The sequence below is a fragment of the Micromonospora sp. SD12 genome, from assembly GCF_052068495.1.
Taxonomy (GTDB): Bacteria; Actinomycetota; Actinomycetes; order Mycobacteriales; family Micromonosporaceae; genus Micromonospora; species Micromonospora echinofusca.
Window position 1 is genome coordinate 321,922 of sequence record NZ_JBQHDF010000002.1, and the last position, 24,365, is coordinate 346,286.

Consider the following 24,365-nt stretch of genomic DNA (forward strand, 5'->3'; position numbering starts at 1 on the left):
TCGCACAGTGGTGTTACGTGCCGGTAGCCTGCCACGCCGTGAGCGCCCCGGGGAAGACGCCGGAACAGTGGCATTCACCTCCTGTTCGCCGGCCCGTAGCCGCGGACGCCGACGGCGGCGCGGACGTCGTCCGCGCCGCCGTCGGCGGTGCTGTCGTAAGGGGGATCAGGCCTTCTTCGTCAGGCACAGCAGGTAGCCGGTCTTGCCCGGCTCGATGCTGTAGTAGACGTAACCTTCCTGGCCCTCCTTGATGTACTGCCCGCACGCCTCCGGAGAGCGGGCCTGCGCCTGGGTCTGCCCGTCGACGCGGCCGACCACGTTGTAGGCGGCGTCGGTGGAGGTGCACTCGACGACCTTCGCGCCGTCGACCTTCTCCTCCTCGGTGCCGGTCACCTCGGGCAGCTCGGCGATGCAGTCGCCGGCCTTGGCCTCGGCGGTCTCGTCCTTGTTGAAGAAGTTGCCGATGGCCGAGCCGATGCCGAACTTGAGGCCGGCGACGACCAGGAACACGACGATCGCGCCCACGATGCCGAGCAGCTTCTTGGAACCGGACTTCTCGGCCTGGGGCTCCGCCGGGGGCGGCGCCTGGACGGCCGACGGGGGCTGGGCGGCGTCCGGCGCGGGGGGCGGTGCGACCTGCTCTGACACGCGATTTCCTTCCGGGGGGTGAGTGAGCAGACGACACCGTAGCGACCGGCACCGACAGCCGTTGCCCCGCTGGACTCATCCGTTCAGCTATTTCCCAGCTTCACGGCATGATCCGCTTCACGTCCGGGCCGGGGACGGGGTGCCGGTCGATGCCTGCGTCGGCGCGGGCGCCGTGCTCGGGGCGCCGCTCGGCGTGGGCGTGGGCTCGGTCGGGTCACCCGAGGCGGTGGGTGCCGGCACCGGCGGCACGCCCGTCGACGGCAGGGGACCGACCGGCGCCCGGGGCGCGAAGGGCGCCTGCTGGGGGCAGTACGGGTAGGTCGACAGCAGCGGGTTGCCGAGCCCGTTCGGGTCCCGTACGGCGGGGCAGTCCGGGTAGCCGAGGCGGATCGGGTCGCCGTTCTGGTCGAAGAGCCGGACGTTCTCCACCAGCCGGCCCTCGCTGTCGTAGACGAAGACGTCCCGGACGTGGTCGTAGCGCCCGTCGATGGAGGTCTGCTCGTAGCCGAAGTCGCCGGAGCCGACGCGCCCGTTCATGTCCGCCAGGCCCACCATCCCGAAGATCACCAGCACCGCCGTGCCGGCGTGCAGCAGCCGCCGCTTGGGCCGGGTCAGGCCCGGCGTGTGGTGGCCGAGCCAGATCGAGGCGAGCACGGCGCCGGCGAGCAGCACCAGGCCGGCCAGCGTGCTGCCGTTGAGCTCGGGCAGCACGCCGAACGAGTCGCCGGTCGTGATCACCGTGACGAGCATGGCGGCCAGGTAGCCGCGCAGCACCCACCACGCCGGGCGGAGCAGCCGGAGGAACTCGCTCGCGGTGGCGTACCCGAGGGGTGGTCCGAGTTGGACGTCCCAGCGGTGTGCCCGCGCGCGGAACCGGTCCACGGCGACGCCGAGGCGACGGTCCAGCCGGCGCCCACCGGTGCCGGCGACGGCGACCCCGGCGGCGGCGCGCAGCTCGGCCGCGTACGCCTCGGGTTCGCCGAGCCGGTCGACCAGCGAGCCGCCGGCCTCGGCGGCGACCTCGGCGAGGTGCTCCGGCAGGTCCTCGGTCAACTCGTCGCGGTGTGCCGGCGCCAGGTCGGCCAGCGCGGCCCGGACCCGGGCGGCGTAGTCCGCGATTTCCTGCTCCATGACGGTCATGCCGCCATCCCCCGATCGTCGAGCAGTGCGTCCATGGTGGTGGCGAACGAGCGCCAGAGCTTGCCGGACCGGGTGAGCTGGTCCCGGCCGGCGGCGTTGAGGGAGTAGTACTTGCGGTGCGGGCCGAATTCGCTCGGCACGACGTAGGTGGTCAGCAGGCCGGCGGCGTAGAGCCGGCGCAGCGTGCCGTAGACCGAGGCGTCGCCGACCTCCTCCAGCCCGGCGTCGCGCAGCCGGCGCAGGATGTCGTAGCCGTAGCCGTCCTCCTCCCGGAGCACGGCGAGGACGGCGAGATCCAGCACGCCCTTCAGCAGTTGTGTGGTGTCCACGCATTGCACACTAGTACGCAATGCGCAGTACCGTCAAAGGACGTGCGGGTCAGGCCGCTCGGCGTGCCGCGGCGTCCGCGACCCGCAACAGATCCCGCAGTACATGCACCAGCACACGAGCCTGCGCCAGGTCGATCGGCCAGCGCTCCGGGTCGTCGCCGGCTGACCTCGACCGCTTTGGTCTTGATCACCGAGCACCGAACGGTTTGCCCTCACGGTCGCAGCGCCGCACCCTCCCATTCGCAACCATCAAGTTCAGTAGCATCCCCCGCCCGGGGCCCTCCCCGCCTCAGGCGCTTTGCTTTGCAGCCATGGACGCACCAGTAACCGCACGTGACCTTCTGCCATCAGCCGCTAACCAGCTCGATTTACAAAACTGCTGCTCAGCAGCCCGGTGCCTCCGTGGCTGCAGAGCAAAGGGCGCGAACGGCTACCGCCGCAGCCCATACGCGCCGTCACGGTATGTCACATCGCGCGTTCATTACCGTGGGTTAGCTCGGGATGGATCGCCGCCGGCTCTTCCCGCGTAAACCTTGGGATGCCCGGACGCCCGCCCGGCGATCTGGCGTGCATGGCGCAGCCGGAAGTCAGACCTGCAGGCCGGCGAACGCCCCCGCTGGCGCCGCGATAGGAACGGGCCCCCCGGCCGCCGTCCAGCGCACCCCGGCCACCGCCGCCGCACCCAGCACGAGAATCGCCTCGGCTGTCGCAAGAAGACCTCGCACAGCCGGGAGTCTATGAACACGAGACCAACCGGGCGAGCCGGCATGGTCCGCCGGTTGACCGGTTGCGCGCGCTCGACAACTCGATCAAGTCTTCGTTGGATGCGATGGCGGCTGGCTCAGTCGAGCAACCAGAGGTGCAGCTCTGTCAAGGGCTGCCATCCCAGCAACTGCGCCGACACCACCACGCGACCGCCGAGTGAGACGGCCGGGACCTTGTCCTGTCGACTCATCGGCGCAACCTATCCGCTCGACGTCGACCTCGAAAGCCCGTTGACGTCGAGCAGTTGGTCATTCGGCAAGTCGCCGGAGCAACTCCGCATCGCGATCGGCTCGCGGGTGAGGTCCGCGATTGCCGGCACGACTGCCGGTCAGGCAAGCGACCAGGCGATGCCGTCGAGGATGTCGTGCTCGGAGGCGACCACCGAGTCCATCCCCGCCCGCTCCATGATCACCCGGAGCACCAGGGCGCCCGCCCCGATGACATCGGCCCGGCCCGGGTGCATCACCGGGATCGCCAGCCGCTGCTCCCGGCTCTTGCCGAGCAGGTCGGCGGTCACGTCGGCCACCGCGTCGTACGGAACCCGGGCGTGGTGGATGCGCTCCGGGTCGTACTCCTGGAGGCTCTGGGCGATCGCGACCACGGTGGTGACCGACCCGGCGAGCCCGACCAGCGTGGCCGCCTCCCGGCCCGGCACGGCCGCCAGCGCCCGGTCCACCGCGACCGCGATGTCGGCCTGCGCGGCGGCGACCTCGTCCAGCGCCGGCGGGTCGCCGTGCAGGTGCCGCTCGGTCATCCGGACGCAGCCGATGTCCATCGAGATGGCCGCCTCGACGCCGCCCGCGCGGGTGCCGACGACGAACTCGGTCGAGCCGCCGCCGATGTCGACGACCAGGTACGGCTCGCGCGCGTCGGCGGGCAGCCCGCGCACCGCGCCGGTGAAGGAGAGCCGCGCCTCCTCGTCGCCGGTCACCACCTCGGGCGCGACCCCGAGGGTCCGCTCGACCATCTCGCGGAACTCGGCGGCGTTGGAGGCGTCCCGCGAAGCCGAGGTGGCGCACATCCGCACCCGCTCCGCGCCCAGCTTCTCGATCTCGGCGGCGTACGAGGCCAGCGCCACCCGGGTGCGTTCGATCGCCTCCGGGGCCAGCCGTCCCGTCTTGTCGACGCCCTGGCCGAGGCGCACGATCTCCATCCGCCGGCTCACTTCGGCCAGCGGCGCCTCCGGACCCGCCGAGGCGTCCGGCAGATCGGCGACCAGCAGTCGGATCGAGTTGGTCCCGCAGTCGATGGCGGCCACACGCGTCGTCACGGCAGCAACCCTACGTCAGGCGGGGCCGGCCGGCCCGGCGTCGTCGTGGCCGAGCAGTTCGGCGCCGAGCGGCGTCACCCGGTGCAGCACGGCCCCGCCGTCCCGGACGCTGCTGACCAGGCCGGCCGCCCGCAACGCCCCCGCGTGCTCGGACGCCGAGGAGACGCTGATGCCGACGCCCCGCCCGAGCGTCGTGGTGGTGTGCCGACCCGGACGACCGAGGCGGCGCAGCACCGCCGCCCGGGTGGACCCCAACAGGCGGCCGAGCGGGTCGGCGACGCCCGCCTCGACCCGGCGCGGCATCGGCGCGGGATACACCACGAGCACGGGCCGGTCCGGCTCCACCAGCACCCGGGGATGCGGCCCGGCCAGCGGAGAGGGCAGCAGGAGGAGGCCGTGACCGGTGCCGGACACCGTCGCGCTCCACCACGTCCGCACCGTCAGCGTCAGCGACGGCGCCTCCCACCGGATCGCCGGGTGCAGCGCGTTCAGCAGCCCGTCCAGCCCCTGCGCGGCGAGCCGGCCGCTGGCCTCGGCCACCTGGTGCCCGTGCGCGTCGGTCAGGTCGGCCCAGTGCGGCGCGAGCACCGCGTCGTACCAGGTGCCCAGGGCCCGGCCGAACAGGTTCATCGTCTCCCGGTCGGCCTCGGCGAACCGCCTGCGCAGCGGCGTCGCGGGCAGCTGCGCGTACGCGGCGGTGACCTCCGCCCGGATGCGCCCGACGGGGGCGGCCCGGATCGCCTCCAGACCCGCGGCGACCGATTCCAGGCCGTCCAGCGGGGTGAGGAAGTCCGGCAGGCGCCCCCGGGCGGGCAGCAGGTGCCGCAGCACCGAGGCGGCGGAGCGGACCCGACCCGCCGCCGTCGCCGCGTGCGCGGCGGGGCCCGGCGCTGTCCAGGCCGCCTCCGCGTCGTACAGCGCCTGACAGGCAAGCATGGCCGTGCCGACCGGGTGCAGACGGTCGGCGAAGCGGACCCGGCACAGGTCCGCCGGTCCCAGGCGGAGACGAAGCATGCCAGCAGACTGCCGCCCTTCGGCCTGGACCGAAAGGGTTGCCCGCGCCAGACGGCAGCATCCAGTGTGGAGCCCGGGGATCACGGAGGGGGCGGGGCGTGCGACGGACGGTGGCAGTGCTGACGGGGCTGGTTATCGCCGTCGTCGCCACGGCGTGCGGCGGGGATCGGGGTCAGTCCCGTGCGGCGCCGGCCCCGTCGCCTTCGGGGGCCGTCGAGCGCCCCGCCGCCGGCGACCACCAGCTCGTCCTGTCGCACGACGGGGTCGAGCGCCGCTACCTGCTGCACGCCCCGCCCGGCTACGACCCCGGCCGGCCCACGGCGCTGGTGATCGCCCTGCACTTCTATCCCGGCACCGGCGCCCGCCTGCGGGAGATGGTGGGGCTGGACGCCGTGGCCGACCGGGAGAACTTCCTGGTCGCGTACCCGGACGGGCGCAACGGCGGCTTCAACGCGCTGATCTGCTGCGGGACGACCGACGACGTCGGCTTCCTCAGGGACCTCACCGCCCACCTCGTACGCGCGTGGCGGGTCGATCCGGACCGGGTCTACCTCACCGGGATCTCCAACGGCGGGGACATGAGCTTCCGCGCCGCCGTCGAGTCCGAGGGCCTCTTCGCGGCCATCGGGGTGGTCAGCGGCGGCTACAGCGGCCCCCGGACGGCCGCCGAGACCTACGTGCCCCGGCGGCCGGTGTCGGTGATCACGTTCATCGGCGGGCAGGACCGCTACGCCGACGTCTTCACCGAGGGCGTGCGGACGTGGCAGCGGCGGCTGCGCTGCACACCGGTCTCCGGCGCGCCACCGGCGGGCGCACCGCGCGTCACCCGCACCGACGCGCGGTGCGGCGACGGCAGCGACGTCACCGTCTACACCCTGCCGGACATGGGGCACTCGTGGCCGGGCGCGCAGGGCGGCGAGCTGGCCGCCCCCGACGCGGGCCTCGTCGCCACCGAACTCGTCTGGGACTTCTTCGCCGCCCACCCGCGCCGCGGCTGAGCACCGCCGGCGGGCCCGGCTGACCACGCACACCCGGCGGCTGCGGGGCCACGCGAGCGCTGCCCGGAGCCGCGTCAGAGGCGCAGCAGCATGCGGGTGTTGCCGAGGGTGTTCGGCTTGACCCGTTCCAGGTCCAGGAACTCGGCGACGCCCTCGTCGTAGGAGCGCAGAAGCTGCTCGTAGACCGGCTGCGGCACGGGCGCACCGTCGATCTCGGTGAAGCCGAACGAGCCGAAGAAGCGGGTCTCGAAGGTGAGCACGAAGATCCGCGCGACCCCCAGTTCGCGGGCGCCGTCGATCAGCTCCGCGACGATCCGGTGGCCGAGCTTGCGCCCCCGGCAGGACGGGTCGACCGCCACCGTCCGGATCTCGGCCAGGTCCTCCCACATCACGTGCAGCGCGCCGCAGCCGACCACCGCGCCGTCGCCGGCGCGCACCGCGACCCGGAACTCCTGCACGTCCTCGTAGAGGGTCACGGTCGCCTTGCTGAGCAGCCGCCGGTCGTCGGTGTAGGTGTCGACGAGCCGCCGGATGCCGCGCACGTCCGAGGTGCGGGCCCGCCGCACCACGACGTCGTCGGCCCCCGCCACGCCCCCGTCCGCGCCCGCCATGGTCAGTCCGCCGCCGGCACGTCCACGCAGGGCCCGGCCGCCCACCACTTCTCCACCAGCTCCAGCGTCTCGTCACCGAACGGGTTGACCCCCGGCCCGGCCCCGAGCGCGTGCCCGAGGTGCACGTGCAGGCACTTCACCCGGCCGGGCATCCCGCCGGCGGAGATGCCCGCGATCTCCGGCACCTCGCCGATCGCGTCCCGGCGGGCCAGGTAGTCCTCGTGCGCGGCGCGGTAGCGCGCGGTCAGCTCCGGGTCGGCGGCCAGCCGGTCCGCCATCTCCTTCATCAGCCCCGCCGACTCCAGCCGGCTGCACGCCGCCGTCGCCCGGGGGCAGGTCAGGTAGAACAGCGTCGGGAAGGGGGTGCCGTCGGCCAGGCGCGGGGTCGTCTCCACCACGTCGGGCAGGCCGCAGGGGCAGCGGTGGGCCACGGCCCGGGTGCCCCGGGGCGGGCGTCCGAGCTGCGCGGCCACCGCGGCCAGGTCGGCCTCGGTGGCCGGCTCGCGCTTCGGCGGGGGTACGGAGTCCGCCGCCGGCTCCTGCGGTGGTACGACAGTCACGATGCTGGTTCCTCGTTCGATGCTCGGGTGCCGCTCACTTGTCGGGCTGCTCGCCGTTGGCGGCCTGCACGCTCGACCAGAGGGTGTCGTACCAGGAGGCGGGGGTGGGGGGCGTCGACGGGGCGGCGGACGAACCGGCGTCCCGGGCGGCGCCCTCCGGGTCGGAGAGCACCACCAGCAGCGTCTCGCCCGGCGGGCCCATGAAGAACCGCTCCCTGGCCTGGATCTTGATGTATTCCGGGTCCTGCCACTTGGCCGCGCGCTCGGAGAGCTCCTCGATGGCCTGGCGCTGGGCGGCCTGGGAGGCCTCCATCCGTTCGATGTCGGCCTGCTGGTCCAGGTAGACGCGCACCGGGTAGGTGTAGGCCAGGGCGAGCGCGATCAGCACCGCGAAGAGCACCGTGGCCCGCCCGGTGAGGCCCCGGGAGCGGGGTGCGGAGAGCCGCTTGACGGTGCCGGCGGCCGTCCGACGGGCCGCGGCGGGCCGGCTCGCGGAGCGTACGCCCTCGGCGCCCCGGGCCGCCCCCGGCGCGCGGCCGGCCGTGGCCCGCGACTCCGCGCGGACGCCGCCCTCGCGCAGCGGCGTCCGGGCACCCCGGGCCCCGCCCGGCCGACCGGTGCTACCCGGCCGGCGGGCGGGGCGCTGACCGCCCGGTGTGCGGCGCTGCTGCATCGTCACACCCCTCCCCCGAGGCCTCGCGCGTCTCAGGCCGAACGGTAGCGCGGGAAGGCGCCCGCCCCGGCGTACCGCGCCGCGTCGGCCAGCTCCTCCTCGATCCGCAGGAGCTGGTTGTACTTGGCGACCCGGTCCGAACGGGCCGGCGCGCCGGTCTTGATCTGCCCGCAACCGGTGGCCACCGCCAGGTCGGCGATGGTGGTGTCCTCGGTCTCGCCGGAGCGGTGGCTCATCATGCACTTGAAGCCGGCCCGGTGGGCCAGGTCCACCGCGTCCAGGGTCTCGGTCAGCGAACCGATCTGGTTGACCTTGACGAGGACCGCGTTGGCGGCCTTCTCGGCGATGCCCCGGGCGATGCGCTGCGGGTTGGTGACGAAGAGGTCGTCGCCGACGATCTGGACGCGGTCGCCGAGCGAGGCGGTCAGCGTCTGCCAGCCGGTCCAGTCGTCCTCGGCCAGCGGGTCCTCGATCGACACGATCGGGTAGTCGCCGGCGAGCTTGGTGTAGTAGTTGCTCATCTCCTCGGCGCTCTTCGCGGCGCCCTCGAAGGTGTAGGTGCCGTTGTCGAAGAACTCCGTGGCGGCGACGTCGAGCGCGAAGACGATGTCGGTGCCGAGCCGGTAGCCGGCCTTCTCGACCGCCTCGGCGATGAGGTCCAGGGCGGCGGCGTTGGTGGGCAGGTTGGGCGCGAAGCCACCCTCGTCACCGAGACCGGTGGAGAGGTCCTTCTTCTTCAGCACGGACTTGAGCGCGTGGTAGACCTCCGCACCGGAGCGCAGCGCCTCGCGGAAGCTGGGCGCGCCGATCGGCGCGATCATGAACTCCTGGATGTCGACGTTCGAGTCCGCGTGCGCGCCGCCGTTGAGGATGTTCATCATCGGCACCGGCAGCAGGTGCGCGTTCGGGCCGCCCAGGTAGCGGAAGAGGCTCAGCTCGGCGCTGCCGGCCGCCGCCTTGGCCACCGCCAGGGAGACGCCGAGGATGGCGTTCGCGCCCAGCTCGGACTTGCTGTCGGTGCCGTCGACGTCGAGCATCTTCTGGTCGATCAGCCGCTGCTCGCTGGCCTCGTAGCCGATCAGCTCGTCGACGATCTTGTCCTCGATGTTCGAGACCGCCTTCTCGACGCCCTTGCCCTGGTAGCGGTCGGCGTCACCGTCGCGCAGTTCGATCGCCTCGAAGGCGCCCGTGGAGGCGCCGGAGGGCACCGCCGCCCGGGCGATCGTGCCGTCGTCGAGCCCGACCTCGACCTCGACGGTCGGGTTGCCCCGCGAGTCCAGGATCTCCCGCGCGACGATTCCCTCGATGGTTGCCACTGAGTCGCTCCTCGTTTGTGTGTTCCGGTCCGGTATGGGCCGCGACGGTGCGGCTGAGGCAGTTGTTAAACGCAGCGTATCGGGCGGCGCTCGGACGCGGGCGGTCCGGGCGCTCGGCGGCCCCATCCGAAACCTGCCTCCGGGCAGTGTTTTACACGGACATTCCCGGATTCTCGTGCCTCAACCGGCAACGGGTTTGCGCGCGGTTGACCCGATCGGCCAGGCTGGGCGCCATGCCCGCCGCCTCGACCACCCTCCGCATGCTCGCCGTGTCGGTCATCGCGTCGCTCACGGTGACCGGTTGCCAGACCCTCGACGACGCCGGCCGGGCGATCGGGCGGTCCGACCTGGTGAACGACCTGGCCGCCCGGCTCGACCGGGCACTGGAGCTGACCTACTCCGCCGACTACCAGCTCCCCGGCGGGCAGACCGCCACCATCGCCCAGGCCCAGGACCCGGCCCGCTCCGCCTACACCTGGCCCGGCGGCAAGCTCACCGTCACCCCGGAGGCCACGACCCGCTGCGAGACCGCCGCCGGCCGCGCGACCTGCACCCTGGAGGCACCGCCCGCGCCCAACGCGAAGCCCACGGTGACCATGTTCACCGAGGCCAAGCAGCGGGGACTAATCACGCCGCCGGTCGTCGTGGGGCTGCTCACCACCGCCGCGCTCGACCCGCAGGCGGTCATCGACCAGAGCGACACCACCCTCGCCGGCCACCACGCCACCTGCGTCGACGTGACGCAGTCGGCCGGCGACTTCACCGCCTGCGTGACCACCGACGGGGTGCTGGGCAGCTTCACCGGCCGGGTCGACGGCCGCCAGGTCGAGCTGGCGCTCAACCGCTACCGCGAGACGGTCGACGGCGCCGCGTTCGACCTCCCGCCCGACGCCGGCGTCGTGGACCGCCGCCCGGCCAGCTCGTGACCGATCCCCCCGGCGATTTCGTGGCCAGGGCCGACCGGAAGCCCCCCGCCCGCGCCCAGCGCGACCGGTAGTACCGGCCGTCTCGATCCCACCCGGCCCCGTCGGGAAGCGCGGCCCGGGCTATGAACAACCGAGCGGATTCGCCGGCCTCATCGCCCCCGCTGCCGGCCCCGTTGGTGGACGCCCGGACAAATGACGGTAGGTGTCAGGCCACCGAAATGGCCTGACACCTACCGCCTTCACCGCCTTGCTTCGCCCTCAGCCAGTATTAATTGGACCACTGCTCTGACTCGATGTTCTTCCGGCGACTCGCTGAACCTCCGCTCGATCCCCTCTCTGATCACTCTCTCGAGGCGACCAGCCGAAGTATTCAGCAGATCGACGTTGTTGTCGGAAAGCAACACGAGGACCTCCAGAATCACATCGGAGTACTCATTCGGATGGCCGGGATACACCATGTCCATCGGGTCGACAGCTTCCAGCGATCTGGCCAGAAGTTGGTACTGCCAGGGAAACCGACGGCGCATGACAGTCGTCACCACCCGCGTCTCCGCATAGCCCTGGAAGTCCCAGAAGGACGGATGAAGGGGTCCCTCTTCCGCCGAAAGATGATCCATCAGTCAACCCTACCGCCGTTCCAGGATCGTCCTGAAGACGGCGTTGCCGTTCTTCTTGATCTGGTAGACGGCGTATGCGTTGGTACCGAAGGGCACGAGAACGCGGTCCTCAACCCGCCCATCCGAGTGGCTGTCAGGGATCGTTCCCTCGGGGAAGCCGTCCTTCTCGATCCTGACGCTGAGATCGCGCACTGCTTGCTGCGCCTCCCGGGCGTTGCCGAAACCCGCACGGAGGGCCCGCTCGTCGTCGATGTGATGCAGGTGCGTGTTGAGCGCCTTGCGCGGAATGTCCCCCGGCTTCGGAAGGCAGACCTCCGAGTTGGCTTCTGCCAGGGGCAGGCTCTGAGCCTTGACCGTCGCAAGCGACCCGCCTGCCCCCTGTTGAGATACCTGGCTCTGACTCTTGAGATGCAGAGGCCCTGAGCCATCGGCAGGAGCCGTCGCGGCAACACCTGCGAGCGAAACAGCACCGCCCACAAGGCAGGCCGAGTCACGCTTGCGGAGTTTGTTCAGTTCCCGGATCAGGTCGGCACCGCGTTTGCCGCCGAACAGCCAGCCACCGACCGGGATCATGGCGGCGAGGGCTTCGACGCCTCCCTGGACGTCGCCGCTGGCGAAGGCTATGAAGGCGTCGAGTGCGTCGCAGGGTTCTCCGACGACCGGGACGAACCCGCAGATGGCCAGAACGAGCTGAACGACGACCTTGGCCTTGGCGGCCTCTTCGGCGTTCTTCTCCGCGTAGTACTCCATGACGGTGTCGCAGGCTTCTGAGCTGCCGAACATGATCGTGCAGCTGTTCTGGCCGTCGAGGATCGCATTGAGCAGCTCACCGCCCTTGCAGGCGATTCCGTGCAGACGGTGGGCCAGCTGGCACTCAGGGAGGTTGTCGTAGTACTCCTGCCTGGCTTGGCGGCGTTCCGTCTCCTCCCTGTTCTGCAGGTCGATGGCGATCTTGAGTGCCTCGGCCGCGAGCCGGGTCGCTTCCGCGGCGTCCTTGCCGGCCGCGAGGGCCGACTTCTTGGCTTCGTCCGCCGACTTGCGGGCATCCGCGGCGAAGCCGTGCGCACGATCCGCAGACGACTGCGCCCGGGCTGCGGCAGCATTCGCAGCGGCCGCGTCGGCCTTGGCGGCGTTCGCCGCGTTCCGAGCACTCTGCGCCGACTGCGCTGCCTGTTCGGCGGACCGCTTGGCCTGATCTGCGGCGTCGGCGGCCTGGTTGGCGTAGATCTCCGCCGCCCTTGCCGACGCGGCGGCCTGGTCGGCGTACGCCTGCGCCTCGCCAGCGGCGTTCCTCGCCAGGGCCGCCAACCGGGCAGCCTCGGCAGCGCTCTGCCGCGCGAGGGCGGCGTCCTTGGCTGCGTCATGGATGATCTGCTGGATCTTCAGTACGTGCGCTGCGGTCTCGGCGTCCCGCTGGCGGGCGACGTACTGCACGACGGTGATGTAGTGACGCAGTCCGGCTCGCGGACCGGACAGGGCGATCTGCCCCGCCGCTTTGACCTCCGGGCCGCCGGCCGCCATGATCTGAGAGATCTTGATCCGGTCGTCGTGCTCCGCAGCGTCGAACTGCCCCCGGCTCAGGAACGCCTGACGATCAGCGGCCGTACCGTCCAGGGCCGCGGTTCCGGTCTCCTGGGTTCTCGGACCACCGTTCGCCATGATCTGAGTGATCTTGATCCGGTCGTCGTGTTCCTTGCCTTGGTACTCGCGGGTGGCAAGGAACGCCCTGACGTCGGTGATCGTCCCGGCCAGGGCAACCCTGGCCGCGTCCTTCAGCGCCTCCTTGTCCGCGGTGTCGTAGATCTGCGCGACCTTGGCGCGGTCGTCCTGCTCTGCAGCGACCTCGAGAGAGTTGAGGACGAAGTCCCGGACGTCCGTCTCCGAGCCCACCAGGGCGCGCTCGGCAACCTGCTGGGTCCACTTGCCGCCGGTCGTCAACAGGCGAGCAGCAATCTTCCGGCCGTTGCGCAGCACCACATCCGCCGGCGCACCGGGAGCCCGCGCCGCGGCGAGCAACTGGCGGGTCTCCTCGTCCCGCCGTGCCTGCTCCTCCGCGTCGTAGGCGGCCTTCGCAAGTCGCTCCAACTCGACGGCCCGCTCCGCCTCAGCCGCCGCCATGCCCTCGGCCACCAGGCTGTCGAGCCGCTCCTTGTCCGCGTCCCGAGCGTTCACCTCGACCAGGCGGGCCTGCTCCACCGCCTGGGCGGCGGTGTCGGCAGCCGCCAGGGCGGCGTTGGCGTGTGCGGTGGCTTTCGCCGCCGCGTAGGCAGCCTCGCCAGCGTGGGCTGCCGCCTCGTCCGCCGCCGCTGCCGCCGCCTCAGCCCGATCAGCCGCCTCACGGGCGTGACGTTCCGCTTCGCCGGCTGCGGTCGCGGCCTTACGCGCCAGCGCCTCCGCCCGGTCTGCCGCCCGATCGGCTTCCGCTGCCCGACGCCGGGCCTCCTCCGCCGCCCGGCGCGCCCGGTCAGCCTCCGCCTGGGAGACGTTCGCGTGGTTGCTTGCCGCATCCGCCGCTGCCGCCGCCTCGTTGGCATTCGCCACCGCGCTACGCGCAGCCTTTGAGGCGTCGCCCGCAGCGCCCGCCGCGTTCTTGGCTGCCTTCGCCGCATCCGCGGCCTTGCGCGCCGACGCCGCCACGTTCCGGGCGTTCTGCGCCGCCTGCCGCGCCTTGGCAGCCTTGGTGGCGTCCCCCGCCGCTTCCGACGCCGCCGAGTACGCGCGAGAAGCCGCGTCACCGGCCAACGCCGCCGCCGACGCCGCACGAGCAGCCGCGTTCGACGCCACCCGCGCTGCGCTGTTCGCCGCCGCTGCAGCCCCGATCGCCGTCCGCGCCGCCGCAGCCGCCCGCTTCGCCGCATCCGCCGCCCGGGCCGCCGCAGCCGAGGCCTTCATCGCAGAGTCCTTGGCCGCGGCCGTCTCGGCCGCAGCCCGCTGCGCCGCCTCCTTCGCCAGCCGTGCCGCTTCGATCGCCTTGTCCGCAGCCGCCTTCGCCGCCTGCGTCTCACGCTCCGCGATCTGGCTGGACTCCTTGGCCAGGTCGGCGAGTCGGCTGACCGTCGACAGTTCCTCGTCCCTCGCGCGAGCGACGTGCTGGCCGTAGCTGAGGAACTCCTCCACCGCAGCAGCATTGCCATCCAGTGCCGTCTGTGCCGCAGCCTGCACATACGGCCCGCCCGACATCATGATCTGCGAGGTGCGCACCCGGTTGTCGTGCTCACGCGCGAGGTACTGGCCCTTGGAGAGGAACTCCGTCACGTCGGCTTCACTGCCGTCCAGCGCTGCCTGACCAGCAGCCTTCAGACGAGAGCCGCCCACCGCCATAAGCTGGGTGACTCGAGTCCGCTCATCATGCGGCAGAGCCCGTTCCCAGCCAACGTCTAGAAAATCGAAACGGTTTGCGGTCGAGCCATCCAGTGCCGCTTGGGCAGCTTGTCGGGTGGCAATGCCCCCGCTCGCAAGGTAGCTGGCCACCTCGGCCGCGTTGTCCTGGTTGACCGCCTCTTGGAGACCCCGACTGAGAAATTCCTCAAAATCGGCGTCACTACCGGTGAGCGCGACTTCGGCGGCGCGAGCAGTGGCCGGACCAGCGCTCCGCATGAGTTCCACAGCCCACTGCCGTGCGTTGAAGGCAGAGGGCTCCGAAGCTGCGGCCGGAGACGGAACAGCGAGGAGCGCGGCGAGCAGGGCCACCACGACAGTGGCGGTTGTCAATCCCCTTGTTCGTAGCCACCGACCGGTGGTATGGAACGATTGGGCAGGTTTGTCGAGCATCGATCCCCCGTATATCAGGCGTCAGTCGGATACGCCGCATCGGCGCGGCACGCGAGAGCCTACGAGATGAGCGTCGATCTCGTTGTCCCGCGAAGACCGCCGCTCAATGGACGTGGCGGCCCGAATCGTCTTCCGCATCTGCACGGGACAGTTAACGAGTTGCTGCAGCGCCTATGAGGCAATAAGCAACGGAGAGTAACCGTGAAGACGGTGTGCCAGTCGTCCACTCCGAGAAATCCGAGCAACGAACCACCGCGACCGTGATACCGATGCTCCGCCCACGGGAGCCCGCGGGCGGTTGCCTCAGCCCAGGGGCGGTGCCACAGCGCGAACGACGAGTTCCGTCACACGCCGAGCAGGGTGCGCAGGTGGCGCGGGGGCGGGCAGTCGTGGGCGAGCATCGCGTCGTGCCACTCGCGCACCGATACTCCGGCCGGGCGGGCGGCGGCGATCCCGGCCACCTCGCTGTAGCCGACGAAGTACGTCGAGAGCTGCGTCGAGGTGAGCAGGGCGCGCCGCCACTTGCCGGCCGCCTCCCCCTCCTCCTGGAAGCCGCGCCCGGTCATCAGCGCCATCGCCTCGGCCTCCGGCAGCTCCTCGCAGTGCACGAGCTGGTCCAGCAGCGCGTTGATGGTCATCCGCAGCTGCATCTTGAGCTGCTGCAACCGCACCGGCAGGCCGCCGAAGCCGAGGCCGGCCATCAGCTCCTCGGTGTAGACCGCCCAGCCCTCGATGAAGGGCCCCGACTCCGTCAGCGCCCGCACCCGCGTCGGACCCACGTGCCGGCGGGCGTGGGCGAGCTGGAGGAAGTGCCCCGGCATCGCCTCGTGCACCGTCAGGTTGCGGATCATGTGGTCGTTGTACTCCCGGTAGAACGACTCGACACGATGTGCGGGCCACTCCTCGGGAGTGGGTGCGATGCAGTAGAAGGTCGGCACGTCCGCCGTCTCCAGCGGGCCGGGCGAGTCGCAGTACGCGACCGCCACGCCCCGGGCGAACCGCGGCATCTCCTGGATCACGCACGGGTCGTCGACCAGGGTGACCAGGTCGTGGGCGCGTACGAAGTCGGTCGCCTCGTCCAGGCTGACCGAGGCCAGGTCCACGATCGTGGCGTCGTCGGGGTGCTCGGCGGCCAGCAGGTCCAGCGCCCGGCGTACCGTCTCGTCGTCGGCCGGGCCGCCGACCAGCTCGACGGCCGCCGCACGGATCTCCTCGCCGACCCGGTCCAGGTTGGCCCAGGCCCGGCGCTGGATCTCGGCGGCCCCCAGCTCCGTGTCGAGGGTGTGCCAGAGCCGCGCCTCCCAGCGGCGCCGGCCCAGCCGCGGGTCCCGCCCGGGGCCGGCGTCGGCGGCCAGGCCCTGACGCAGCCACGCGACGAACTCCTCCAGCGCCGCGATCGCCGCCGTGGCGGCCGGCTCGACCCGGTCGTACAGGGCGGGGGCCTGCGTCAGCAGCGCCGGCACCTCGTCGCGGATCAGCGCTGCCGTGCCGGTGAACTGCCCGACCGCCGTCTCGGCGTGGATGCGCGGCATGTCGCGCAGCGTCGCGCGCGCCGTCGCCAGCGCGTCCGGTACGGCGGCGAGCCGCCCGGCCAGGCTGTTCAGCCGGACGTCGACCGGGGCGTACGGGCGGGCGAGCAGCGCATGCAGCAGCGGCCCGGGGTTGTGCCGCAGCGGGTCCCACTCGTGGGCGCGGATGTCGCCGGACTCGAACAGCTCCCGGTCCACGAACGAGGTGAGCAGTGCGTGGTCGACGCGCTCCTCGACGTCCAGGGCGTCCGGGTCCAGCTCGGCGAGCGCGTCCGCGGCCTCCCTGAGCATGGCCTGGTCGGCCGCGACCGTTTCGGCGGAGAGGTCCGGCAGCCGGTCGTCGTAGCGGTGGTCACCGGTGGTGGTCGCCAGCCCGGGCCGGCTCTCCAGCAACGCGTCGACGATCCGCTCCGCGAGCGGCACAAACGATTCCACCCGCCGACCCTACCGGGTCGACTCAGGCCTTTTCGGCGGCGCGGACCGCGTCCGCGTAGGCGAAGGCGGCGCGGCGCAGGGCCGCCTCCGGGTCCAGACCCGCCTCGCGAGCCGCCGCGACCGAGGCGAGCAGGCTCGCGCCGAGCCTCGCCTCCGGGTCCACCTGGGAATCGGCGAGGGGCGGCGGTACGGCGAGGCCGACCCGGCCGGCGCGTTCCAGGATCTTGGCGGCCAGGGCGAGCGCGGGCTGGCTCAGCGCGATCCCGTCCAACACCGAGTCACGTGCCTTCTCGGCCCGCTTGATCCGCTCCCAGCTCGCCTCGATCTCCGCCAGCGTGCCGGCCTCGGCATCGGCGAAGACGTGCGGGTTGCGCCGGACCATCTTGTCGACCAGCCCACCGGCCACGTCGTCGACGGTCCACCGCTGCGCCTCGGGCAGCTCCTCGGCGAGCCGGGCGTGCAGCACCACCTGGAGCAGCACGTCGCCCAGCTCCTCGCGCAGCGCGTCGGTGTCACCCGCGCTGATCGCGTCGTACGCCTCGTAGCACTCCTCCAGCAGGAAGCCGGCGAGGCTGCGGTGGGTCTGCGCCCGCTTCCACGGGTCGCCGCCCGGGGAGGCCAGCCGGTCCATCACCGCCACGGCGTCGAGCAGCCGGGCCCCGGGCGGGTCCCAGGAGCCGTACATCAGCTCCAGCTCGGCCAGGCCGGGCTCGCGCGCCAGCCGCAGGCCCAGCTCCCGGGCCAGCGACTCGTCGCCGGCCGGGCCGGCCAGCCACACCGCGACGCCGTGCGCCGCCGCCGCGTCCAGCAGCGCCTGCGTCGCCCGGCCGTCGACCACCGTGACCTCGGCGCCCGCCGCGCGTACCGCCGTCGTCAGCTCGCTCTCCGCCCCCGCCAGCACCGGATGCCGGCGTACGGCGTCCCACGCGGCGGCGGTCAGCAGACCGGCCGGCAGCCGGGGCGAGGTGACGAGCAGGACGATCCGGGCGGGCATGCTCAGCTGTCGGTCCCGCCGGCCGCCTGCGGCCCACCGGGGGACAGCGGGTCCGGGGTGGAGACGTCGGTGACCCCGTCGGAGCCGGCCTCGCCCAGCGGCACGCTCACCGCCGGCGCGTTGCCGGAGAAGCTCAGCACCGGGAACTCCAGCGGACGGTAGCGGGGGTTGACCGTCACGTCGTACGCGGCGACCGCCTCGGCCAGCGACTTGCGGGTGGCCAGCGCGGTGCGCAGCTGCTCGCCGTCGAGCTGGCCGGCGGCGGCCTCGTCGGTCACGTCGGCCGGGATGGCACCCGCCTTGCGGCCCGCCGCCACCACGTCCGCCAGGTCCTGCGCGGTCGGCTCGGCCGGCGCGCCGGTCGGCACGCCCGACAGGCAGGTGTAGAGCTCGGCGACCTGGCGCACGTAGCCGGTGTCGGGCGAGAGGCCGAACTGCTGGGCGAGCTGCTCCGGCGCCACCTGCCCGCGCGGCTGGTAGTTCTTCTCCGCCGAGACCCGCTCGCAGACCTCGGCCAGCACCAGCACGCTGACGACCTGACCGCGGCCGGGCAGCTGCGGCGCCTGCGCCGGAGGCTGCCCCTCGGGCGCCTCGGGCTGCCCGGTCGGCGCCGGGTTCTTCGCCCGCAGGTCGTCCACGACGTCGGTGACGGCATCCTCGGTGATTCGCAGGTCGCCGACGTAGGCGGCGACACCGGGCTCGGCACGGCAACCGGAGAGGGCGACGAGGCCGAGCGCCACGCTGGCGACGGCGACAAGACGGCGAGCACGCATGACGGTCACTCTCTCATGCCGCCCCGGACCAGCGTGACGCCGCCCACCGGTCAGCCGGCCGCCCGTCCCCCGGCGTCCGCGCCCGCCGGTCTGCCCGCCGCACCGCGCCCGCTCGCCACCCGTTCGGCGTCCGTCGCTCACCGGGCGGGGGCTCCCGCCACCGCCGGCTCGCCCAGCACGTCCTTCAGCAGCTGGGCGCACCACTCCAGCAGGGCCTGGTCGCGCAGCGGCTCGCCGCCCACCCGTCGGGTGTTCGGCCGGGGCACGCTGACCTGGTCGAGCGCGGACTTGTAGACCGAGTCCGGGTGGTAGCGCTTGAGCCGCAGTTGCTTCGAGTCGGGCAGCGGCAACGGGCCGAACCGGATGTGCTTGCCCTGCATGGAGACGTCGGTGAGGCCGTAGCGGCGGGCCAGCAGGCGGAACCGGGCCACCGCGACCAGGTTCTGCACCGGGGCCGGCGGCTCGCCGTAGCGGTCCGTCATCTCGGCGACCACCTCGCTCAGCCGCTCGGCGTCGCGCGCCTCCGCGAGCTTGCGGTACATCTCCAGGCGCAGCCGCTCCACGCCGACGTAGTCGTGCGGCAGGTGCGCGTCGACCGGCAGGTCGACCTTGACCTCGGTCTCCTCCTCCGGGCGCTCGCCCTTGAACGCGGAGACCGCCTCGCCGACCATCCGCACGTACAGGTCGAAGCCGACGCCCTCGATGTGCCCGGACTGCTCGCCGCCGAGCAGGTTGCCGGCGCCCCGGATCTCCAGGTCCTTCATCGCGACGTACATGCCGGCGCCCAGCTCGGTGTGCTGGGCGATGGTCGCCAGCCGCTCGTGGGCGTGCTCGGTGAGCGGCTTCTCCGGCGGGTAGAGGAAGTACGCGTACGCCCGCTCCCGGCCCCGGCCGACCCGGCCGCGGATCTGGTGCAGCTGGGCCAGGCCGAGCAGGTCGGCCCGCTCCACGATCAGGGTGTTGGCGTTCGGGATGTCGATGCCGGACTCCACGATCGTGGTGCAGACCAGCACGTCGAACTCCTTCTCCCAGAAGCCGACCATGACCTTCTCCAGGGCCTCCTCGCCCATCTGGCCGTGCGCCACCGCGACCCGCGCCTCGGGCACCAGCTCGCGCAGCTTGCGGGCCGTCCGGTCGATCGACTCGACCCGGTTGTGCAGGTAGAAGACCTGCCCGTCGCGAAGCAGCTCGCGGTGGATGGAGGCCGCCACCTGCCGCTCGTCGTACGCGCCGACGAAGGTGAGTACCGGGTGCCGCTCCTCCGGCGGGGTGGCGATGGTGGACATCTCCCGGATGCCGGTGATGGCCATCTCAAGGGTGCGCGGGATCGGGGTGGCCGACATGCTCAGCACGTCGACCGAGGCGCGCATCGTCTTCAGGTGCTCCTTGTGCTCGACGCCGAAGCGCTGCTCCTCGTCGACGATGACCAGGCCGAGCGACTTGAACCGGGTGGCCGCCTGGAGCAGCCGGTGGGTGCCGATGACGATGTCGGCGGTGCCCGCGGCGGCCATCTCCAGGGTCCGCTCGGCCTCCTTCGGCGTCTGGAAGCGGGAGAGCTGCTTGATGGTCACCGGGAACTGGCTCATCCGCTCGGCGAACGTGTTGTAGTGCTGCTGCACCAGCAGCGTGGTGGGCACCAGCACCGCCACCTGCTTGCCGTCCTGCACCGCCTTGAACGCCGCCCGTACCGCGATCTCGGTCTTGCCGTAGCCGACGTCGCCGCAGATCAGCCGGTCCATCGGGACGGTCTGCTCCATGTCCCGCTTGACCTCCTCGATGGCGGCGAGCTGGTCCGGCGTCTCCTGCCACGGGAAGGCGTCCTCCAGCTCCCGCTGCCACGGGGTGTCGGGGCCGAAGTTGTGCCCCTTGGACGCCTTGCGGGCGGCGTAGAGCTGGATGAGCTGGGCGGCGATCTCCTTGACCGCCTTGCGGGCCCGGGCCTTGGACTTCTGCCAGTCCGAGCCGCCCATCTTGTGCAGGGTGGGCTGCTCCCCGCCCACGTAGCGGGAGAGCTGGTCGAGCTGGTCGGTGGGGACGAAGAGGCGGTCGCCGGGCTGGCCGCGCTTACTCGGGGCGTACTCGATGACCAGGTATTCCCGGGAGGCGCCGTTGACGGTGCGCTGCACCAGTTCGACGTAGCGGCCGATGCCGTGCTGCTCGTGCACGACGTGGTCGCCGGCCTTCAGCTCCAGCGGGTCGATGGTGTTGCGCCGCCGGCTCGGCATCTTGCGCATGTCGCGGGTGGAGGTGCCCCGCCCGCCGGTGACGTCGTTGCCGGTGAGCAGCACGAACCGGGACGCCTCGTCGACGAAGCCGCTGGTCAGGCTGCCGCAGGAGACGAGCACCTCGCCGGGGGCGGGCGCGGTGGGGATCTCCTCGGTCAGCCGCGCGCCGAGGCCGGCGTCGCGGAGCACCTCGACCGCCCGCTGGGCGGGGCCGTGCCCCTCGAAGACCAGCGCGACCGACCAGCCCTCGCCGGCCCAGCGCTTGAGGTCGTCGACCACCCGGGCGGTCTCGCCGTGGTAGAGCGGGGCCGGCTGCGCGGCCAGGGTCACCGCGATCGCGTCGTCGGGGGTGACGTCGTACGCCTCCGGCCCGTCCTCCCACGGCTGTCGCGCCGGGGCGGCGTCCGCCTCCACGAGACCGAACGGCGACAGCGTCCACCAGGGCTGGCGCAGCTTCGCCGCGACGGCGCGTACCTCCGCCAGGGTCCGGAAGGCGGCGGCGCCGACGTCGACCGGGGCCTGGCCGCCGACGGCCGCCGCGGCCCAGCTCGCCTGGAGGAACTCGTCGGAGGTACGCACCAGGTCGTGCGCCCGGGTGCGGATGCGCTCCGGGTCGCAGAGGAGCACGTGGGTGCCGGCCGGCATGGCGTCCAGCAGCAGCTCCATCGAGTCGGCGCCGATCAGCGCCGGGGCCAGGGACTCCATCCCCTCCACCGGGATGCCCTCGGCCAGCTTGTCGAGGATCTCGGCCAGCTCCGGGTGCTCCTCGGCGAGGGCGGCGGCCCGCTTGCGCACCGACGGGGTGAGCAGCAGCTCCCGGCACGGCGGCGCCCACAGCCTCGGCACCTGCTCGATGGTGCGCTGGTCGGCGACGGCGAAGGTGCGGATCTCCTCCACCTCGTCGCCCCAGAACTCGACCCGCGACGGGTGCTCGTCGGTGGGCGGGAAGATGTCGAGGATGCCGCCGCGCACGGCGAACTCGCCCCGCTTGGTGACCAGGTCGACCCGCGCGTACGCCATGTCGGTCAGGCGACGGGCGACCTGCTCCAGGTCGGCCTCCTCCCCGGCGGCGAGCTGCACCGGCTCCAGGTCGCCGAGGCCCTTGAGCTGCGGTTGCAGCAGCGACCGAACGGGTGCCACGACCACCCGCAGCGGGCCGGTGCGGCCGTGCGCGTCGGCCGCCCCGGGGTGCGCCAGCCGGCGCAGCACGGCCAGCCGCCGGCCGACCGTGTCGGAGCGGGGCGACAGGCGCTCGTGCGGCAGCGTCTCCCAGGACGGGAACACCGTCACCTGCCCGGGTGGGAGGAGGGTGCCCAGCGCGGCGGCCAGGTCGTCGGCCTCCCGGGTGGTGGCGGTAACGGCGAGCACCGGACGACCCGCGCCGCCCGCCCCGCCGGCCTCGTCGGCCGCGACGGCGGCGACCGCGAAGGGACGCAGCGCGGCGGGCGCGGTGATGTCGAGGCCGTCGACCTGCGCGGCACCGGAGCGCGCCAGGTCACGTGCCCGGGCCAGCCCCGGATCGGCCAGGGCGGCGGAGAACAGACCGGTGAGCATGGGATCACTTCCAGCGGGAGGACACGACGATCACCCCTCGCCCGGCCGGGCGGGGGGTCCACCGGTCGACACTATCTCTCCGGTCGGACGAACCACCCCCGCGTAGGTTGGATCCTCGACAATCCGCGCAGGGCCACCCGAGGGGGAGGACGGATGCCTGAGGGAGTCGGCAGCGACCCGCGCCGGAAGACCACGCCCGGCCGGTGGCGGGTGCTGGGGCATCCGGAGGGGATCCTGATCTACGAGGTGCGCTGCATCGTCGAGAGCCACGGCTGGACCGAACCCGCCGTCGAGAGGTTCTACAACCTCATCCTCGGACGGTCGGGGGCGTACCGGCGGCGGCTCAACGGTCGTACGACGTTCTCGGACGCCACCTCGGTGCTGCTCACCCGGCCGGGCGACGTGATGTCCGTGTCCCACCCGCTGGGCTGCGGCGACTCGTACACCTGCGTGCAGGTCGGCCCGGCGGTGCTGGCCGAACGCCCGGACGGGACCCGCTGGTTGGAGACCGCCGGCTGGGAGGGCACCTCCGACGCGGCGCTCGACCTGGCACACCGGATGCTCATCGCGGAGTTCCGGCGTGGAATCGACCGGTTCGAGATGTCGGAGCGGCTGCACCGCTTCCTCGACGGGGTGCTCAACCTCACCGACGCCCGGGCCGAGCCACCGGGGGCCGATCTGGCACGCGCCATCGGCCGGCGGCCCGCCACCCAGGTCGCCCACCGCCGCCTGGCCGACCGGGCCCGCGAGGTGCTCGCCGCCGGCGCCTTCTCGCTCGGCCTCGACGAGGTGGCCCGGGAGGTGGGCGCCTCCCCGCACCACTTGAGCCGGGTGTTCCACCGGGTCACCGGCAGCAGCCTCACCGCGTACCGCAACCGGCTGCGGGTCCGCGCGGTGCTGGACACCCTCGCGGAGGCGGACGGACGGCCGCTGCGCGCCGTGGCGGCCGAGCACGGCTTCGCCGATCAGGCCCACCTCACCCGCGTGGTCCGGGACCACGTCGGTCATCCACCGGCCCACCTGCGCCGCCTGCTCACCCACGACTGACCGACCCGCCCGCCGCCCTCCGCGCCTCTCCCCGCCCGCCCCGGCGCGCCGGGGCACCCGGTCGCGGGACCGCCGCCCGGGCCAGCCCCGGATCGGCCAGAGCGGCGGAGAACAGACCGGTGAGCATGGGATCACTTCCAGCGGGACGACACGACGATCACCCCCTCGTCCAGTTGGACGGGGGCCACCGCTTGACACTATTTCTCCGGACGTGCGAGCCACCCCCGCGTACGCTTCGTCGATGGTCCGCGACGGTCAGCCGAGGGGGAGGACGGATGACTGAGGGAGTCGGCAGCGACCCACGCCGAACGACCACGCCCTGCCGCTGGCGGGTGCTGGGTCACCCGGCGGGGATCTCGCTCTCCGAGGTGCGCTGCGGCGTCGAAAAGCGCGGCTGGACGGCACCGACGGTCCTGCTGCGTCACGAGGTGAACCTTGGCTGGTCGGGCGCCTACCGGCGGCGCATCAACGGTCGTACGACGTTCTCGGACGCCACCTCGCTGCTGCTCACCCGGCCAGGCGACGAGATGCAGGTGTCCCACCCGCTGGGCTGCGACACGTTCACCCGCCTGGAGATCGAGCCGGCGGTCCTCGCCGAACACCGGGGCGGGGCGCGCTGGTTGGCGACCGCCGGCTGGGACGGCACCTCGGACACGGCGCTCGACCTGGCACACCGGATGCTCGTCACGGAGTTCCGGCGAGGGCTGGACCCGTTCGAGATGGCGGAGCGACTGCACGGCTTCCTCGGCAGGGTGCTCGACTTCGTCAACGGCCGGGCCGAGCCACCGGGGGCGGACCTGGGGCGCGTCGTCAACCGACGCCCCGCCACCGCGGCCGCCCACCGTCGCCTCGCCGACCGGGCCCGGGAGGTGCTCATGGTCCGCGACTTCTCTCTCACGCTCGACCAGGTGGCGCGGGAAGTGGGCGCCTCACCACACCACCTGAGCCGGGTGTTCCAGCGGGTCACCGGCAGCAGCCTCACCGCGTACCGCAACCGGCTACGGGTCCGCGCGGTGCTCGACACCCTCGCGGAGGCGGACGACCGACCGCTACGCGCCGTGGCGGCGGAGCACGGCTTCGCCGACCAGGCGCACCTCACCCGTGTGCTCCGGGAGCACGTCGGCCACCCGCCGGCCCGCCTGCGCCGCCTGCTCACCCACGACTGACCGA

At 72.6% G+C, this 24,365-nt stretch carries 19 protein-coding genes; 4 read left to right on the forward strand and 15 right to left on the reverse strand.

Features of this window, described 5'->3' with window-relative positions; translation table 11 throughout:
• Window positions 1–165: 165 nt before the first annotated feature.
• From ACTMS2_RS05250 to ACTMS2_RS05270, 5 genes are all read right to left on the reverse strand, one after another.
• A complete protein-coding gene (locus tag ACTMS2_RS05250; RefSeq protein ID WP_441174354.1) occupies window positions 166–648 on the reverse strand; it encodes an LppU/SCO3897 family protein in 483 nt (160 codons plus the stop codon).
• Window positions 649–765: 117 nt separating this feature from the next.
• On the reverse strand, window positions 766–1,788 hold the full coding sequence (locus ACTMS2_RS05255; protein ID WP_441174355.1) for an HAAS signaling domain-containing protein: 1,023 nt from the start codon (window positions 1,786–1,788) through the stop codon (window positions 766–768).
• Window positions 1,785–2,117 carry a PadR family transcriptional regulator gene (locus ACTMS2_RS05260; RefSeq protein WP_441174356.1) on the reverse strand — a complete coding sequence of 111 codons (333 nt, stop codon included), beginning with the start codon at window positions 2,115–2,117 and terminating at the stop codon, window positions 1,785–1,787. Before ACTMS2_RS05260 ends, ACTMS2_RS05255 begins: the two co-directional genes overlap by 4 nt.
• A gap of 1,093 nt (window positions 2,118–3,210) precedes the next feature.
• On the reverse strand, window positions 3,211–4,140 hold the full coding sequence (locus ACTMS2_RS05265) for a Ppx/GppA phosphatase family protein (protein WP_441174653.1): 930 nt from the start codon (window positions 4,138–4,140) through the stop codon (window positions 3,211–3,213).
• A gap of 27 nt (window positions 4,141–4,167) precedes the next feature.
• On the reverse strand, window positions 4,168–5,166 hold the full coding sequence (locus ACTMS2_RS05270; protein WP_441174357.1) for an ArsR/SmtB family transcription factor: 999 nt from the start codon (window positions 5,164–5,166) through the stop codon (window positions 4,168–4,170).
• 98 nt (window positions 5,167–5,264) lie between these two features.
• Here ACTMS2_RS05270 and ACTMS2_RS05275 point away from each other — a divergent pair, with 98 nt between their 5' ends.
• On the forward strand, window positions 5,265–6,164 hold the full coding sequence (locus ACTMS2_RS05275; RefSeq protein ID WP_441174358.1) for an alpha/beta hydrolase family esterase: 900 nt from the start codon (window positions 5,265–5,267) through the stop codon (window positions 6,162–6,164).
• Window positions 6,165–6,238: 74 nt separating this feature from the next.
• On the opposite strand, the gene ACTMS2_RS05280 is transcribed toward ACTMS2_RS05275, so the two are convergent.
• The 4 genes from ACTMS2_RS05280 to eno are packed head-to-tail and all read right to left on the reverse strand — an operon-like array spanning window position 6,239 to window position 9,324.
• Window positions 6,239–6,775 carry an amino-acid N-acetyltransferase gene (locus ACTMS2_RS05280; protein WP_363893663.1) on the reverse strand — a complete coding sequence of 179 codons (537 nt, stop codon included), beginning with the start codon at window positions 6,773–6,775 and terminating at the stop codon, window positions 6,239–6,241.
• 2 nt (window positions 6,776–6,777) lie between these two features.
• Window positions 6,778–7,335 (reverse strand): DUF501 domain-containing protein, encoded by a 558-nt coding sequence (locus ACTMS2_RS05285; RefSeq protein ID WP_441174359.1) that lies wholly within the window; start codon window positions 7,333–7,335, stop codon window positions 6,778–6,780.
• Window positions 7,336–7,369: 34 nt separating this feature from the next.
• Window positions 7,370–8,008 carry an FtsB family cell division protein gene (locus ACTMS2_RS05290; RefSeq protein ID WP_441174360.1) on the reverse strand — a complete coding sequence of 213 codons (639 nt, stop codon included), beginning with the start codon at window positions 8,006–8,008 and terminating at the stop codon, window positions 7,370–7,372.
• Between the two features lie 32 nt (window positions 8,009–8,040).
• Window positions 8,041–9,324 (reverse strand): phosphopyruvate hydratase, encoded by a 1,284-nt coding sequence (eno, locus tag ACTMS2_RS05295; RefSeq protein ID WP_101414196.1) that lies wholly within the window; start codon window positions 9,322–9,324, stop codon window positions 8,041–8,043.
• Between the two features lie 233 nt (window positions 9,325–9,557).
• On the opposite strand from eno, the gene ACTMS2_RS05300 reads away from it, so the two are divergent.
• The gene (locus ACTMS2_RS05300; RefSeq protein ID WP_441174361.1) at window positions 9,558–10,250 is read left to right on the forward strand and encodes a hypothetical protein; all 693 of its coding nucleotides are present in this window, start codon (window positions 9,558–9,560) and stop codon (window positions 10,248–10,250) included.
• Between the two features lie 239 nt (window positions 10,251–10,489).
• Here ACTMS2_RS05300 and ACTMS2_RS05305 read toward each other — a convergent pair whose 3' ends face one another.
• From ACTMS2_RS05305 to mfd, 6 genes are all read right to left on the reverse strand, one after another.
• Entirely contained in the window at window positions 10,490–10,867 is a 378-nt protein-coding gene (locus ACTMS2_RS05305; RefSeq protein WP_441174362.1) for a hypothetical protein, read from the reverse strand.
• Window positions 10,868–10,876: 9 nt separating this feature from the next.
• Window positions 10,877–14,560, reverse strand: a complete 3,684-nt coding sequence (locus tag ACTMS2_RS05310; protein WP_441174363.1) for an ALF repeat-containing protein — start codon at window positions 14,558–14,560, stop codon at window positions 10,877–10,879.
• Between the two features lie 422 nt (window positions 14,561–14,982).
• Window positions 14,983–16,602 carry a DUF885 domain-containing protein gene (locus ACTMS2_RS05315; RefSeq protein WP_441174364.1) on the reverse strand — a complete coding sequence of 540 codons (1,620 nt, stop codon included), beginning with the start codon at window positions 16,600–16,602 and terminating at the stop codon, window positions 14,983–14,985.
• 22 nt (window positions 16,603–16,624) lie between these two features.
• Entirely contained in the window at window positions 16,625–17,596 is a 972-nt protein-coding gene (locus tag ACTMS2_RS05320; protein WP_441174365.1) for a nucleoside triphosphate pyrophosphohydrolase, read from the reverse strand.
• Between the two features lie 2 nt (window positions 17,597–17,598).
• On the reverse strand, window positions 17,599–18,369 hold the full coding sequence (locus ACTMS2_RS05325; RefSeq protein ID WP_441174366.1) for a hypothetical protein: 771 nt from the start codon (window positions 18,367–18,369) through the stop codon (window positions 17,599–17,601).
• A 137-nt stretch (window positions 18,370–18,506) separates the two neighbouring features.
• Window positions 18,507–22,148 carry a transcription-repair coupling factor gene (mfd, locus tag ACTMS2_RS05330; RefSeq protein ID WP_441174367.1) on the reverse strand — a complete coding sequence of 1,214 codons (3,642 nt, stop codon included), beginning with the start codon at window positions 22,146–22,148 and terminating at the stop codon, window positions 18,507–18,509.
• 153 nt (window positions 22,149–22,301) lie between these two features.
• Between mfd and ACTMS2_RS05335 the strand changes: the two genes are divergently transcribed.
• Both ACTMS2_RS05335 and ACTMS2_RS05340 read left to right on the forward strand, forming a co-directional pair.
• Window positions 22,302–23,195: a helix-turn-helix domain-containing protein gene (locus ACTMS2_RS05335; RefSeq protein WP_441174368.1), complete on the forward strand. Its 894-nt coding sequence runs from the start codon at window positions 22,302–22,304 to the stop codon at window positions 23,193–23,195.
• Between the two features lie 275 nt (window positions 23,196–23,470).
• Window positions 23,471–24,361 carry a helix-turn-helix domain-containing protein gene (locus ACTMS2_RS05340; RefSeq protein ID WP_441174369.1) on the forward strand — a complete coding sequence of 297 codons (891 nt, stop codon included), beginning with the start codon at window positions 23,471–23,473 and terminating at the stop codon, window positions 24,359–24,361.
• Window positions 24,362–24,365 lie beyond the last annotated feature (4 nt).